12 protein-coding genes are annotated in these 13,981 nt (G+C 64.8%); 7 read left to right on the forward strand and 5 right to left on the reverse strand.

Annotated features, from left to right (window positions below; genetic code table 11):
• Nucleotides 1-222: 222 nt before the first annotated feature.
• The 3 genes from M2334_RS12510 to M2334_RS12520 form a co-directional block, all read right to left on the reverse strand.
• Nucleotides 223-648 (reverse strand): hypothetical protein, encoded by a 426-nt coding sequence (locus tag M2334_RS12510; protein WP_264576296.1) that lies wholly within the window; start codon nt 646-648, stop codon nt 223-225.
• A gap of 209 nt (nt 649-857) precedes the next feature.
• A complete protein-coding gene (locus M2334_RS12515; protein WP_264603876.1) occupies nt 858-1,277 on the reverse strand; it encodes a hypothetical protein in 420 nt (139 codons plus the stop codon).
• Between the two features lie 273 nt (nt 1,278-1,550).
• A complete protein-coding gene (locus tag M2334_RS12520) occupies nt 1,551-2,078 on the reverse strand; it encodes a helix-turn-helix domain-containing protein (protein ID WP_264576298.1) in 528 nt (175 codons plus the stop codon).
• A gap of 377 nt (nt 2,079-2,455) precedes the next feature.
• Between M2334_RS12520 and M2334_RS12525 the strand changes: the two genes are divergently transcribed.
• The 7 genes from M2334_RS12525 to M2334_RS12555 all read left to right on the forward strand — a co-directional run bounded on the left by M2334_RS12525 (nt 2,456) and on the right by M2334_RS12555 (nt 9,717).
• A complete protein-coding gene (locus tag M2334_RS12525; protein WP_264605593.1) occupies nt 2,456-3,610 on the forward strand; it encodes an iron-containing alcohol dehydrogenase in 1,155 nt (384 codons plus the stop codon).
• A gap of 12 nt (nt 3,611-3,622) precedes the next feature.
• Nucleotides 3,623-4,936, forward strand: coding sequence for an MFS transporter (locus tag M2334_RS12530; RefSeq protein WP_264574711.1), 1,314 nt, complete (start codon nt 3,623-3,625; stop codon nt 4,934-4,936).
• Nucleotides 4,933-5,670 carry an SDR family NAD(P)-dependent oxidoreductase gene (locus M2334_RS12535; protein WP_264605594.1) on the forward strand — a complete coding sequence of 246 codons (738 nt, stop codon included), beginning with the start codon at nt 4,933-4,935 and terminating at the stop codon, nt 5,668-5,670. The genes M2334_RS12530 and M2334_RS12535 overlap by 4 nt, the downstream gene beginning before the upstream one ends.
• A 99-nt stretch (nt 5,671-5,769) precedes the next feature.
• On the forward strand, nt 5,770-6,720 hold the full coding sequence (locus tag M2334_RS12540) for a helix-turn-helix domain-containing protein (protein ID WP_181559011.1): 951 nt from the start codon (nt 5,770-5,772) through the stop codon (nt 6,718-6,720).
• Nucleotides 6,721-6,839: 119 nt separating this feature from the next.
• A complete protein-coding gene (locus tag M2334_RS12545; RefSeq protein ID WP_181559010.1) occupies nt 6,840-7,307 on the forward strand; it encodes a nuclear transport factor 2 family protein in 468 nt (155 codons plus the stop codon).
• Nucleotides 7,308-7,315: 8 nt separating this feature from the next.
• Nucleotides 7,316-8,773, forward strand: coding sequence for an NAD-dependent succinate-semialdehyde dehydrogenase (locus M2334_RS12550; RefSeq protein WP_181559009.1), 1,458 nt, complete (start codon nt 7,316-7,318; stop codon nt 8,771-8,773).
• A gap of 8 nt (nt 8,774-8,781) precedes the next feature.
• On the forward strand, nt 8,782-9,717 hold the full coding sequence (locus M2334_RS12555; RefSeq protein ID WP_264605595.1) for a 3-keto-5-aminohexanoate cleavage protein: 936 nt from the start codon (nt 8,782-8,784) through the stop codon (nt 9,715-9,717).
• Nucleotides 9,718-9,855: 138 nt separating this feature from the next.
• Here M2334_RS12555 and M2334_RS12560 read toward each other — a convergent pair whose 3' ends face one another.
• Entirely contained in the window at nt 9,856-12,798 is a 2,943-nt protein-coding gene (locus M2334_RS12560; RefSeq protein ID WP_264605596.1) for a TonB-dependent receptor plug domain-containing protein, read from the reverse strand.
• Nucleotides 12,799-13,030: 232 nt separating this feature from the next.
• Complete coding sequence (locus M2334_RS12565) at nt 13,031-13,936, reverse strand: amidohydrolase family protein (RefSeq protein ID WP_264605597.1); 906 nt, start codon at nt 13,934-13,936, stop codon at nt 13,031-13,033.
• Nucleotides 13,937-13,981: the final 45 nt, after the last annotated feature.

Here is a 13,981-nt window from a genome sequence, read left to right on the forward strand (position 1 = left end):
TGAACGAGAGCGGCTGAATGGGCGCCTGACCCTCTTTCCCCATGCGGGCGCACCGCCCGCAAACCGCGCCGCCGCTCTCTGTGTGGGAGGTGGGAAGCGGCGACGCGGCCTGCACCTTGCGGAGCAGAAAACGGTCGACGCCCGACCCGAACCGGGGAATGCGCACGCCAGCGTGGGGGATGGCGGCACACGGTTCAGGCCGGTCGTCGACCTGCGAAGCTGTCAGACGTCCGGGTGGTCGCTGACATAACTCCGCATCCTCGCGGACCCGAGGGGCGTTAGCCCGACCGTCCGCCGCTCGGGTTCTTCACCCGCAACGACGGCCAGCCCCGCTTGGACCAGTTTATCGATCACTGCAGCGGCCTCAGCCGGGCTGAGCATGTTGCCCACGGCCAAGGCCGTGTCGCTCACCGGACTGGACTGCAGTTCACCGACGAAAAGAGAGAGCATCACGTCCATGGCGCGATCGGCCATGACGGGCGTGTAGAAATGCTTGCTGCGCAGACGGCCGAGCATGTGCATGCGGCCGGCCTTGGCCCGCAGAACGCTCGAAGCTTCCGCGGAGCGAGGATCAGCCGGCGCGTCCGACCGGGCTGCGGCGTCGCGTTGCACGATATTGGGCACGTCAAAAAACTTTCGATTCGGCATCGGACTACCCTCGCCGCGCGGGAAACACCCCGCGCGCGAAAGATGCGCCGCCGCTGTGAGAAGAGGCGGCGGATAGACCACCGTCTCTGCCGGCGCATGTCCCGTAACCACCAGACAGGAGGAGCCTATCGTCACCAGCCGCGCTCACTGACCGGGAAGACCGGGCCGAGCGGCGGGAATAAGACCCGTGAGGTGGTCGGGTTGACCACTCATTGTCCAATACCGCGATGGTCGCCGAGATAATTGCGCATTCGCGCCGATCCCATCGGGGTCAGGGTGATCGCATCGCCTTCGCCGACAGCAGGCCCGCCCGCTCCCGCCGACCCGGCGCGGACCAGACCTGCCTTGATTAGCGCTGCAACCACCTCGTCTTGCGGATCGCTGCGCAGATCCTGCGCGCCGTTCAACGATGCCCGGGAGACCGTCCGCCCCTCGCTCTGGGCAAGGAACAGCGTCAGCATGGCCGCCATGGCGTCATCGGCCATCACCGGCTCTGGAAAGAGGGCACTGCGCTGGCCCATAAGGGCCTGCAAACGCCGCGCCCGCTCGATCACCGGGTCATCCGGCAGACAAGCGCGCGCATCGTCGTCCACGCCCGGTGGGCGCGGCTTATTGGCTGTATCGAACATCACGATCCGTCCCTGGGATATTCGCGGGGTTCACACTGAACCCGTGTCTCCTCGCCTATCCCTGCCTCAACATCATTCTCAAACGCGTGGCAGTCAGCGGCGGTCCGTCATGTCTTGAAGTCGATTGTCATCTGGTGCGACCCTGCAATTTTAGAAGCCTTTTTGGCTTTCTAAGGCAACATTATGTTATGCGAGCTTCACTTTGTGCGCCGTGATCACGGGAAGTCAACCGCTAAAGGACGGGTCGATGGAGCGATGCGATGGGGGCCCACCTCATCTGTCCCGTTTTGATTCGTTCCTGCCGGAATCAGCACCAAAACGGCACGCTTCGAGGATGTTGGACAGCGCCGGCAGCATTGCCGCGCGAAAGGCATAGCTGCGGCGGCCTGTCTCGATCGCCGATCCGGCGAGGCCTTTTTCGCTGAGCGCAGCCCGCAGCGTGGAGATGTGAACCTTGATCGCCGCACGCGACATCGCGCCGCGGTCCAGGAGCAACGCAAGTTCATCGAGCGGGATCAGCCGGTCAGGCTCGGCAATCAGGCGCAGGAGCAGGCGCGCACAGATATGGCCCCGCAGTGCCAGGGCCGCATTCAGATGGGCAACTGCAATCGGCTCGTTCGCGTGGCTGAGCAGCCCAACCGGCAACGCGCCGTTGGCAAAGGGCCTCACACCGGCCCCTTCCGCATCGTTGTGCTCTATCTCAAGCAGATGGCGCGCGGCCTCGATGCGGTCTGCAGCTTCCTGAATCAGCCGGGCCGCACGATGACGACGCGCTTGGCCGGATCGATCTGGCTCCGTCACCCCGCCCCTCCACGGTCAACGGGGACACGTCATTGGGCGGCTTGCAATGGCGCGGTGCGGCACCGGTCTTATGCCCTGCAAGGTGCCGGAGCGTGGCATGGGTTCCTTCCTGTCGATCGAGCAGGAGACGCTAACCCAGTCCGCCCCCGGCATTCCATCAATTGCCTCCATTTCGGAGTCGAAAAGGCGCGGCGAGGCTAGCACCGCTGCCGGGCGCGCTTCGTCAGCCTGCGGCTCGCGCGGAGCCCTGCCCCTTTCGCCCTTTGGCTCCGCCACCAAGTGCCGATACGAGCGCGGCAAAGCATATTGCCGCCTAGATCAAGACAGCACGCCGCGCGCTACCGAGAGAGAGACGGGATGGGATGGAGAGGTGAGCTTTGCAATCTGAACAGCTTTTGAGCCTGCGCAATGTCCGCACGGTGCGCATCGGTGCCGGTCTTCTGCCGGCCTGTGCCGCCGATGTCGTCGCGTCCGGCGCCGAAAGCGCGCTGATCGTCTCCGGCAGCCCCCTGCGTGCGCTCAGCGAAGCACTCGCCTCCGAACTGGCCAAAGCCGGCTGCGCCGCCACGATTTTCGACGCCATTGCCGGTGAGCCGACCTTCGCCGATTTTGAGGCCGCCATGGCGACGGCGCGCGAGAGCCAAGCCGGCTTCATCATCGGACTGGGCGGCGGCAGTGCGATGGATGTCGCCAAGCTGGTCGCCGCGCTGATGGATGGCGCGCAGGGCATCGATGACGTCATCGGCACAGGCCTCCTCCAAGGCCGCGCCATTCCGCTCGCCTGCATCCCGACCACCGCCGGCACCGGTAGCGAAGTCACCCCCATCGCCATTCTGGAAGACGTGGCGGCGGAACTGAAGAAGGGCGTGGTCAGCGATCATCTGGTGCCGGATTTCGCCTATCTGGATGCCGAACTCACCGTCTCAATGCCCCGCGCCGTCACCGCCGCGACCGGGCTGGATGCGCTTACGCATTGCATCGAGGCCTATGCCAACCGCTTTGCCCATCCCGTCGTCGACGCCTGGGCGCTCGAAGGCATCCGCCTGATCGCCGGCCATCTCGAACGCGCCTGCACGGACGGCACAGACCTGGAGGCGCGCGATGCCATGCTGCGCGCGGCGCATCTGGGCGGCATGTGCCTTGGCCCAGTGAACACCGCGGCAGTCCACGCCTTGGCCTATCCGCTCGGCGGCGAATTCCACATCCCCCACGGCGTCGCCAACTCGCTGCTGCTGCCGCATGTGCTGCGCTTCACCCTGCCTGCGGCCCCCGCTCGCTACGCTCAGGTCGCTGCCGCCCTTGGCGTGGCGCGGACCGGCGATGACGAGGCGGATGCGCTGGCCGGCATCGCGCAGATCGAGCGCCTTTCCGCCGCCATCGGCATCGAGCGGCACTTGTCCGCCTTCGGCATCGGCGCCAACGCGGTGCCCAAAATGGCTGCCGCCGCCATGACCGTGCAACGGCTGCTCATCAGAAATCCGCGCGAGGTCACCGAATCCGATGCGCGCGCCATCTACGAAGCTGCGCTATAGGACCGACACCCCATGAAAGCCGACCTCTTCTCCTGGTATCGCGGCGCGGACCGCAAAACCCGCCGCGTGTTCTGGACGTGCAGCGCCGGCTGGGCGATGGATAGCGCGGATGGGCTGGTCTATCAGTATCTCATCCCGCTGCTCATCGTTGGTCTTGGCATCTCGCTGACCGAGGCCGGAACCATCGCCAGCGCCAATTATTTCGCGGCGGCGATCGGTGGCTGGATCGGCGGCTGGCTATGCGACCGCTATGGCCGTGCCCGCATCCTGCAGCTCACCATCCTGTGGTTCTCCTTCTTCTCCTTCGCGTCCGGCTTTGCGCAGAATTTCGAGCAACTGCTCGTGCTGCGCGTGTTGCAGGGCATCGGCTTCGGCGCGGAATGGGCGGTGGGTGCGGTGCTGCTCGGCGAAATCGTCTCGCCCAAGCATCGCGGCAAGGCGCTGGGCACACTGCACAGCGGCGCGGCAGTCGGCTCAGGCCTCGCAGCCTTGATCGCCGGACCTTTCGCCTCCGCCTTCGATCCCGAGATCGGCTGGCGCCTCGCCTTCTTCGTCGGCATCATTCCGGCCGCGCTCATCTTCTTCATCCGGCGCGGATCGGACGATTCCGACCTGTTCAAACAGGCCCAGCAGCGCGCCCAGGAAACCGGGCAGCGCACCAGCCTCACCAGCATCTTCCGGCCCAAGGTCGTCCGCATCACCATCTTGGCATCGCTGCTGGCCGTCGGCGCGCAGGGCGCGGGCTATGCGGTGAGCAGCTACCTGACGGTGTTCCTCGCCAATGAGCGCGGCATCGGCATCGCGATGGCCGGGCTGTGTGTGATGTTCAACAGCGTCGGCGGTTTCTTCGGCTTTCTGTTCAACGCCGCGATCAGCGACTTTGTCGGGCGCCGCAACGCCTTCCGGCTGTTCGGCCTCGGCTTCGTGATCTCCGCCGCCATCTATCTGTTCGGGCCATGGGGCGGGAATGTCTGGTTCCTCGTGCCGTTCGGCATCGTCTACGGCTTCTTCCAGTTCGGCATCTATGCAAGCTTCGGCCCCTATTTCACCGAACTGTTCCCGACCGAACTGCGCGGCACCGGACAGGCCTTTGCTTATAATTTCGGCCGTGCCGCGAGCGCTCTGTTCATCATGACCGTACCCTTGGTGGCCGCCATCATCCCGCTGGGCGCGGCGATGGCCATCGTCGGCATGGGCGGCATCCTGTGCGCCCTCATCGCAACGCTGATGCTGCCCGAGACCGCCGGCCGCGCGCTGCAGTCCCTCGATGATTTCGGTCGGGACGAAGCCCCCCAACCCATTGAGGCAAAGGCAACCGCTCCATGAGCCAGCACCCCATTGCGATCGTCATCGGCGGCAGCCGCGGCATCGGCGCCGCCATCGTCCAGCTGCTCGCGGCGTCCGGCTACCATGTCGTGTTCAGCTACGCGCGTGACGCAGCGGCGGCGCAGACCGTCGCAGCGAGCGTCACCACTGCCGGCGGTCAGGCCCACGCGGTGCAGGCAGACAGCGCGCGGGAGGCCGATCTGATTGCCCTGTTCGACGAAGCGCAGGCGCTGGGGCCGATCGGCGCGCTCGTCTATTCCGCCGGGATCACCGGCCAGGCCTCTCCCCTGGCGGAGGTCTCGGCGGAAACCCTCGAGCGCGTCATGGCGGTCAATCTCACCGGCGCGATGTTGGCCGCGCGTGAAGCCGTGCGGCGCATGGCCCTCTCGCGCGGCGGCGCGGGCGGCGGCATCGTCTTCATTTCGTCGCGGGCGACCGCTTATGGCTCGGCCGGGGAATATGTCTGGTATGCGGCATCCAAGGGCGGGCTCGACAGCCTGATGACCGGACTGGCGCGGGAAGTCGGCGGCGACGGCATTCGCGTCAACTGCGTCTCCCCCGGCCCGGTCGCTACCGAAATGCTGAGCGCCGAGCGGCTGGCCGCCGGCGCTGCCCGCGTGCCGATGCAGCGCGCTGCACAGGCGGATGAGATCGCGCAGGCGGTCCGCTATCTGCTCTCGTCCGAGGCCTCTTTTGTGAATGGCGCGAACCTCGCCGTCTCCGGCGGCGTGTGACTATGGGAAACTTGCAAAGCGCCTTGAAATGGTTGACCCTGAAGGAAAGCGGCCGGGACGCCTCGATAGAAGGACAGAGGGCACGCGGAGAGGATAAACATGGAATCCTACAGCACTGAAGCCTTCCCCATATCGACGCGCGCGGCGGCATGGACAAAGCTCTATTCGCAGCAGCTCAATCGCGTGAACTTCACGCCCGCGGATCGGCACGAGTTTGCCGCGCGCCTCAGCCTCAGCCATTTCGGGCCGATCCAGCTCGCCAGCATCGCGGCCAACCGCAGCCATATAGAGCGGACGCGCAACCACATCCGCCCCGGCGCGCCGCGTCTCTATTCTTTCCTCATGCAGGCGCGCGGCAACAGCGTGCTCGACCATTGCGGGCATCAGGCCCAGCTCGATCAGGGCGATTTCGTGCTGTGCGACAGCGCGGCACCGCACAGCTTCACGCTCGGCGACAATTCGATGATCATCATGCTGCGCGTGGATGCCGGCCTCATCAAGAAGCACCTGCCCACGCCCGAGCGCTTCTGCGGCCTCAAGCTCGATCATGAGGTGGGGCTGACCGCGGTCATGTCCGCCATGCTCGAAAATCTGAACACGCAGGTGCAGAGCGGCTTCCATTCCGATCATGATGGCCGTTTCGCCCGCCATGTGCTTGAAATGCTCTCCACCGCCTATGCGATGGGCTTTGACGAGCAGCCGGAAGGCTCGGCGGTGATGCTCGGCCGGCAGAGCGAAGTCATTCGCTACATCGAGGACAATCTGCGCGACCCGGAACTGACGCCCGCACGCGTCGCCGAGGGGCTGCGCATCTCGCCGCGCTACCTGCGCACGCTCTTCGCCTCGCGCGGGGAGAAGGCGTCGAGCTACATCGTGCGGCGGCGGCTGGAGGAGTGCGGCAAGCAGCTGCGCAATCCGGCCTGGGCCGGCCATACGCTGACCGAGATCGCCTTCGCCTGGGGGTTCAACAGCGCGGCGCATTTCACCCGCACCTTCCACGAGCATTTCGGCATGGCGCCGCGCGATTACCGGCGGGCGGGCTCGAACTGACGAGCCGACCGGCGCCTTCCTGAGCAAGTCATCCTGCCCGCCCGGGCAAGCGGCGGCGCAACCTCTATGTCAGCCCGGTCTCCACGCCGACAGGCGAGACATGGAGGACGGAAGACGCAATGGTTGCCAGGGAAGTGCTTGATCTGAACCAGATATTGTCGCTGCAGCTGACCGAATATTGGCACGAGATCGATACCAACAAGGGGCGCAAGGCCTCGGATTATTATACCGAGGATGCCGTCTTCCACGGCCAGTTCGCCTCCTATAACGGCCGCGCGAAGATCCAGCAATTCTATGACTGGCGCGCCGAACGCGGCGAGCGGCTCGCGGTCCATGCCTTCACCAACTTCCGGGCATGGTTCACCGGGCCGGACAGCGCGGAAGCGACCAATTACCTGTTCCTCTATGCCGCCGATGGCGTGCGTCCCCTCCCCACCCATCCGCCGGTGACGATCTCGCTGGCGACCGACCGTTATGTTCGCGGCGCCGGCGGGCGCTGGCTGTGCACCTATCGCCGGTTCGAGCATTTGTTCGAGAGTGATACTCCGATCACAAATCCGAACCTGGACGATCAAGAAGCAAGGTGAGCAGGCCCATGAGCAGACAGCGCGGCGAACTCGACGAGAAGGATCTTCTGCTTTCCAAGGCCTATGTGGCCGGTGAATGGGTGGATGGCAGCGGCGACCCGATCGCCGTCGACGATCCCTATACGCTCAAGACCGTGGGACAGGTGCCGCGCGTCAGCGAAGCGCAAGTGTCTGAGGCCATCGATGCCGCGAACCGCGCCTTCCCGCAATGGGCGCGGCGGCCTGCCAAGGAGCGCGGCGCGATCCTGCGGCGCTGGTATGAGCTGGTCATTCAGCACAAGGAGGACTTCGCCCGGCTCATCACGCTTGAGAATGGGAAGGCGCTCAAGGAATCGCGCGCCGAGGTCGACTATGGCGCCGGCTTCCTCGAATTCTACGCCGATGAGGCGACCCGCTCGTTGGGCGAGATCATCCCTGCCCCCGTGACCGGTCGCCGCCTCATGGTCGAGCGCGAGCCGATCGGCGTGTGCGTGGCGATCACGCCATGGAACTTCCCGCTTGCCATGCTCACGCGCAAGGTCGGGCCGGCGCTGGCGGCCGGCTGCACCATGGTCGCCAAGCCGGCCGAGCTGACGCCGCTCACCGCTTTGGCCTTCGCCAAGCTGGGTGAAGAAGCGGGTGTGCCGGCGGGCGTGTTCAGCGTGGTCACCGGCAATTCCAAGACCATCGGCCCGGTGATGACCGGTTCGCCGATCGTCCGCAAACTCTCCTTCACCGGCTCGACCCCGGTGGGCGCAATGCTGGCGGAAGCCTGCGCGCCGACGATCAAGCGGCTCGGCCTCGAACTGGGCGGCAATGCGCCGCTGCTCATCTTCGATGATGCCGACCTCGACACCGCCGTCGAAACGGCGATGGTCGCCAAGTTCCGCAATGGAGGCCAGAGCTGCGTCGCGGCGAACCGCATCTATGTGCAGAATGGCATCCGCGACCGCTTCCTCGACGCCTTCGGCAGCAAGGTCGCCGCGATGAAGGCTGGCGACGGCTTCGAGGACGGCATCGATGTCGGCCCGATGATCGACGATCGCGCCATTGCCAAGATCGACGAGCATCGCGAGGATGCGCTGCGCCATGGCGGGCGCCTCATCGCCGGTGGCGCGTCACCGGGCGGGCGCATCGCGGTGCCGACGCTGATTGGCGACGTTGCCTCGGATGCGCTGCTGACCCGGGAGGAGACCTTTGGACCGCTGGCCGGCGTCATCGGCTTTGCCAGCGTGGAGGACGGCGTGCGGCTGGCGAACGACACGCCCTTTGGCCTCGCAGCCTATCTCTGCTCAAGCGACCCGGCGACGATCGCCCGCGTAGGGCGGGATCTGGAGAGCGGCATCGTCGGCATCAACACCGGCCTCATCTCGACGCCTTATGCGCCCTTTGGCGGCGTCAAGCAGTCCGGCCTCGGGCGCGAGGGCTCGCACCACGGTCTCGCCGAATATCAAAACCTCAAATATCTCTGTCACGCAGGACTTTAGACCCACTTATGCGCAAACACGCCAAGGTCATTATCACATGCGCGCCGACCGGCTCCATCCACACGCCCTCCATGTCGCCGCATTTGCCGGTGAGCGCGGACGAGATTGCGGAGGCCGCCATTGGCGCAGCGCAGGCCGGCGCGGCGATCCTGCACCTGCATGCGCGTAACCCGGCAGACGGCAGCCCAAGCCCCCGCGCGGCCGATTTCATGGCCTTTCTGCCGCGCATCCGGGAGGCGACGGATGCGGTGGTCAACATCTCCACTGGCGGCAGCGCCACCATGTCGCTGGATGACCGGCTGGAAGGCGCCAAGCAGGCCCGGCCCGAGCTGTGCTCGCTCAACATGGGACCGCTGATCTTCGATTTCTCCGGGGCGGCCAAGCGGGTCACCCAGTGGCAGCACGGCTGGGAGAAGCCCTATGTCGAAGGCGCGCGCGGGCGGATCATGTACAATGACAATGCCTATATCGAGCGCATCATGCTGGAGGTCGGCCGGGAGTTCGGCACGCGCTTCGAGTTCGAATGCTATGACATCGGCCATCTCTACACGCTCGCTCATTTTGCCGACCGCGGCCTCATCGACCCGCCCTTCCTCGTCCAGGGCGTGTTCGGCATCCTGGGCGGCATCGGCGCGGACCCGCGCAATCTCGCCCATATGGTGACCATGGCCGATAGTCTGTTCGGCGAGGATTATGTGTTCTCGGCCTTCGCGGCGGGCCGCCATCAACTCGGCTTCTGCACCCAGAGCGCGCTGCTCGGCGGCAATGTCCGCGTCGGGCTGGAAGACAGCCTGTTCATCGGCAAGGGCGAGCTCGCCACCTCCAACGCGCAGCAGGTGGAACGCATCCGCCTCGTGATCGAAGCCCTGGGCCGCGAGATTGCGACGGCTGCCGAAGCCCGCGCGTTGCTCGGCCTCAAGGGCGGCGACGCCGTCGGCTTCTGAGCCAGAGCTTCGGCCTCCCTTCAACGTCCATCGCTTTTGGGTGCCCGCCCGGCCTGAATGGCCGAGTGGGCATTTCGACAAAGGAAAGCCGGGCCTCCTTTCGGAAGCCCGGCTGGCATCTGCAGCGCTGGCGTCAGATCAGAATTTGACCCGTACGCCGGTCCGGAACCGCGCACCGAAGGTGTCGAAATAGACCGGGTTGGTTGGATAGTTGGAGCCACCCAGGCCGCCGCCACCCGGCGCAATCGGCGGCTTCTTGTCGAAGATATTGTCGATCGCGCCGAACACCTCGATGCTGTTCCCACCATTTCCGACCGGAATGGCATAGGACATGGCGAGGCCGAAATAGCTCGCTCCCTTCACGCGGTTGGTGTTGATGCTGTTGCGCAGCGTCGGATCGTAGCCTTCATCTTCCGGCCCCACCCGCTCGACATTGTAGATGCCCGAGCTGATCCGGCGCATGCTCACCGTGGCGTTGAAGGGCCCGCTATCATAGCTCAGGAACGCGTTGACGATCCACGAGGGCGCGGGATTGAAGTTGCCGCCGCTGCTCACCGGCCCGGTCTGCCCGGCATAATCGATCACCGGCGTCGTCGGGTCGGCCTGCACCTTGAAGTCATATTGGTGGTTGGCCAGCACGCGCAGGTTGAGCGCCCCGCCCCAATCGGCCGAAAGGTCGGACAGGCGCAGCGTATAGTCGAACTCGAAATCGAGGCCACGCACGGTCATGCTGCCGAGGTTCACCTGGCGGGCATCGATGTACGAGATGTTCGTCGGCGAGACGAAGGTGATCCGGTCACAGAAGATGTCGAACTGATCGCAGAAATCGACGATCTGCTGGCCGCCGAGCCGGCTGACAGCATCCTCGATCGCGATCTGATACCAGTCGACCGACATGCGCAGGCCTGGGATGAAGCTTGGACGAAACACGATGCCCGCCGTCGTCGTATCCGCCTTTTCCGGCGTCAGCGCGAAGCTGCCGCCATTGAGGATCGGGGTCGGATCGTCATTGCCCACGCCCGCGATGTTCGGATTGTCGACGATGCCCTGCGATGAGCCTTCCTCCGTCGCCACCTGGCGCTGGAAAAGCTCGCGGAAGCCGCCAGCGCGGATATCGCGCGAGCGCGAGCCGCGCAGGCGTACACCGCCGCCGATTTCCCAGATGCCGCTGAGCTTGTAGCTCACCGCCTCGGTCGTCTTCTCCTCGCTGGTGAACGCATCCGACGCCTTGTTGCGCGTCCAGCGGACGGCGCCGTTCAGTTCCAGCGTTTCGAAGAAAGGCCGGTTCGCCAACAGCGGCACGCTCACTTCGCCGAAGGTTTCGAGAACCTCGATGGTGCCGCCATAATCGAGGCCAAAGGTGAAGGCGTAGTCGGTGTAATTGGGGATATCGCCATGGGTCACATCGCCCTTTTCCTTGCGATATTCCACACCCGTGGCAGCGCCGACCGGCCCGGCGCCAAAGCCGTCGAACAGTGAGCCGCTGATCGAGGCGGCAGCGACATGCTGGGTATAGAGGAAGTCCTCCACCACCGGGCGATAGGCATAGTCGATGGCTGCCTGGCTGAGATTATCGAGACCAAACAGGTTCATCGGTACGCAGCCCTGCGCGCGCGGATTGGGATTGGCCTTGAGCAGTTCCCGGCAGACGATCTGGTTGGTCGCCGGATTGACCACGGCGTCCAGCCCATATTGGAACTCGGTGTTCACGCGCGAATAGCGGGCCGACTGGTGCCGCTTGTTGCGGCCGTACTGATAATAGACGTCCCAGTTCCAACCCCCACCAATCTCGCCGGTGACGCCGAACACCGCTCGCCAGACATCGGCGGTGACCGAGTTGAGCGCCGGGATCTGCGCATCAACATCTTTGCCGAGGCTGAACTGGGTGCCGGCTAGCAGCGTCTTGAGCGAGGCGGGCAGGAAGGCATTGTCCGGCTGCACGAAATAGGTCGAGCGTGGACCTGCCGTCACGCCGCTGTTGGAGGCGGAGCGGTGCGCGTAGGTGACTTCGGTATAGGCTTCGACCGTGTCCGACAGGTCGTATTTGCCGGAGAGATAGCCGACGAATCGCTCGACCGGCGTCTGGATGTCGGAATCCGCATAGGTCGATTCGCCGTCGCCGCCCTGCCGCGGACCGGTCTGCGACGATTGGACGTATGTGCCGGGATCGAACTGCACGATGCCGGTGCCGTCGTCATTGAAGCGGATGTTGCGCGCCGCCGGCGCGGCAGGTGCACGGTTGCGGACGACGCCGCGCGCATCGTTGAACGCCTGCTTGGAATTGGGGCCGATGATGAAGTTGGGCAGACCATAGCCCGGCGTGCCGGGACGATCGAAGCCAGAGAGCGAGCCGTTGGCCAGCACATTATTGGCATTCACGAAGACGTCGTAGCTTTCCGCACACCAGTCGCGCGAAAGCGAGCAATCGCCGATGCCGTCCTTCTTCTCATATTCGCCGCCGATGACGATATGGCCGCGGCTGCCGACGCGTGTGCCATAGACGAGCGAGCCATGATGCCCCTTGCCATCCCCCCGGAAGGTTTGGCCATAATCGACCTGCCCGCGCAGCCCCTCTAGCTCGGTATCGAGGATCAGGTTGACGACACCGGCAATCGCATCCGACCCATAAGCCGCCGATGCGCCGCCCGTCACCGTCTCCACGCGCTTGATCATCGCGGTGGGAATGAGGTTGAGATCAACCGCACCGCCATCCGATGTCGGCACGAAGCGGCGGGAATTGACCAGCGTGAGCGTGCGCGTGCCGGAATCCGGGTTGAGCCCGCGCAGGTTCGCATAGGAAGCGCCGACATTCGCGCCCGCGGTGATGCCGGCGGTTGCGTCCGACTGGAACGCCGTGTTCTGCGGGATAAGCTCGACGATATCGCCGGCATTCACGATGCCCAGCTTCTCAGTCTGCTCGATGCCGAACACCGTCGCGGGCGTCGGCTCGTTAAAGGCATTGTTGCGGATGCGCGTGCCCGTGACGACGATCGAGGGCTCGCTCGCGTTTTCCGCGCCGCTGCCATCCTGCGCCTGAGCCGGCATCGACAGCAACGCCGCCGCCGGCAGTGCCGCCCACATCAAATGCGACGCGCCCCCGCGTCCTTTCACTTTCAAAGTCATTCGTACGGCCTCCCCCTTATGTATATTTTGCGCGCACGACCTTTGCCGGGCGCGATCTCATGCGGACCATCGCATTGCGCAACGGGCCGCTTCTTATCTCCAAGTGATCCAGCTTATGCCGAATTCGGCACAAACAGAGCCGGACGACGGTATCGTCCGGCTCTGATGTCATCGGTACGTTGCGGTGCTCTTACGCCCAGTTGAGCGCACGCTTGATCGTGCCGCCCAAAATCCACTCCTTATCACTCTGCGAAATCTCATTGGTGTGGAGCAGGCTGTAGAGCGCGTCCGCATAGGGCTTCCAGTCCTTGCGGAGCGGGAAGCCGTTGGGACCCGGCGGCGTTTCCGTGCCCCAGCGCTGACGGGTCATGTCGCTGGCCCACAGGCACCGTTCCGGGCCGAAGGCGTGCAGGATCTTGTGAATGTACGGCCAGATGTCGTGATAGGGATAGGCCTCCTTGGAGATGATCGGCATCCCGCACAGCTTCACATAGACATTGGGATAGCGCGCCATGTCGAGCAGCTTGGGCAGGTTCGCCCAGCGGTCCTTGGGCGGCGCGACCATCGACTGGGTAACCCCGTAGTGATCGATGATGATATTCATGTCCGGGTGACGCTCGGCATAGATGGCGGCCTCGTGACCGAACTCATGGGCACCGACGAACATCGGGATCTTATACTTGGCGCCATAAGCGAAATAGCGGTCGAACGCGCCCTGCTTGACCAGCGGACTGACCGCGATCTGCGCGCCCGGCTTACGCCAGACCTGCCCGTAATTGGTGAACAGCACGCGCGTGGCGAGCATCCCAGGCTTCTTCTTGAACGCCGCCATCTGCTGCTCGAGATCGGGCGCCGCATGATCGAACACCTCGACCGCCCCGAACCGATCCGGATAGTAGCGCACCGCCGCTTCGTTGAAGGACCGACCGGCATAGATGATCGCCTTGTCGACGCCGACGCAATCGATCGCCTCGCGCGCCAGCTCGACGTTGATGAACTCTTCAAGCTGCGGCGTGATCGTCTCGCCTTCGGGCTTGGCGGCGCGCATGCCGCCGCCGATATGGGGTTCGTGGATCTGACCGTCGATGATCTGCATGTACCTTGTTCCTCTCGCCTATGCTTGATGGTCGGTGGCGGGCAC

This window comes from Sphingobium sp. B11D3D (assembly GCF_025961755.1).
Taxonomy (GTDB): Bacteria; Pseudomonadota; Alphaproteobacteria; order Sphingomonadales; family Sphingomonadaceae; genus Sphingobium.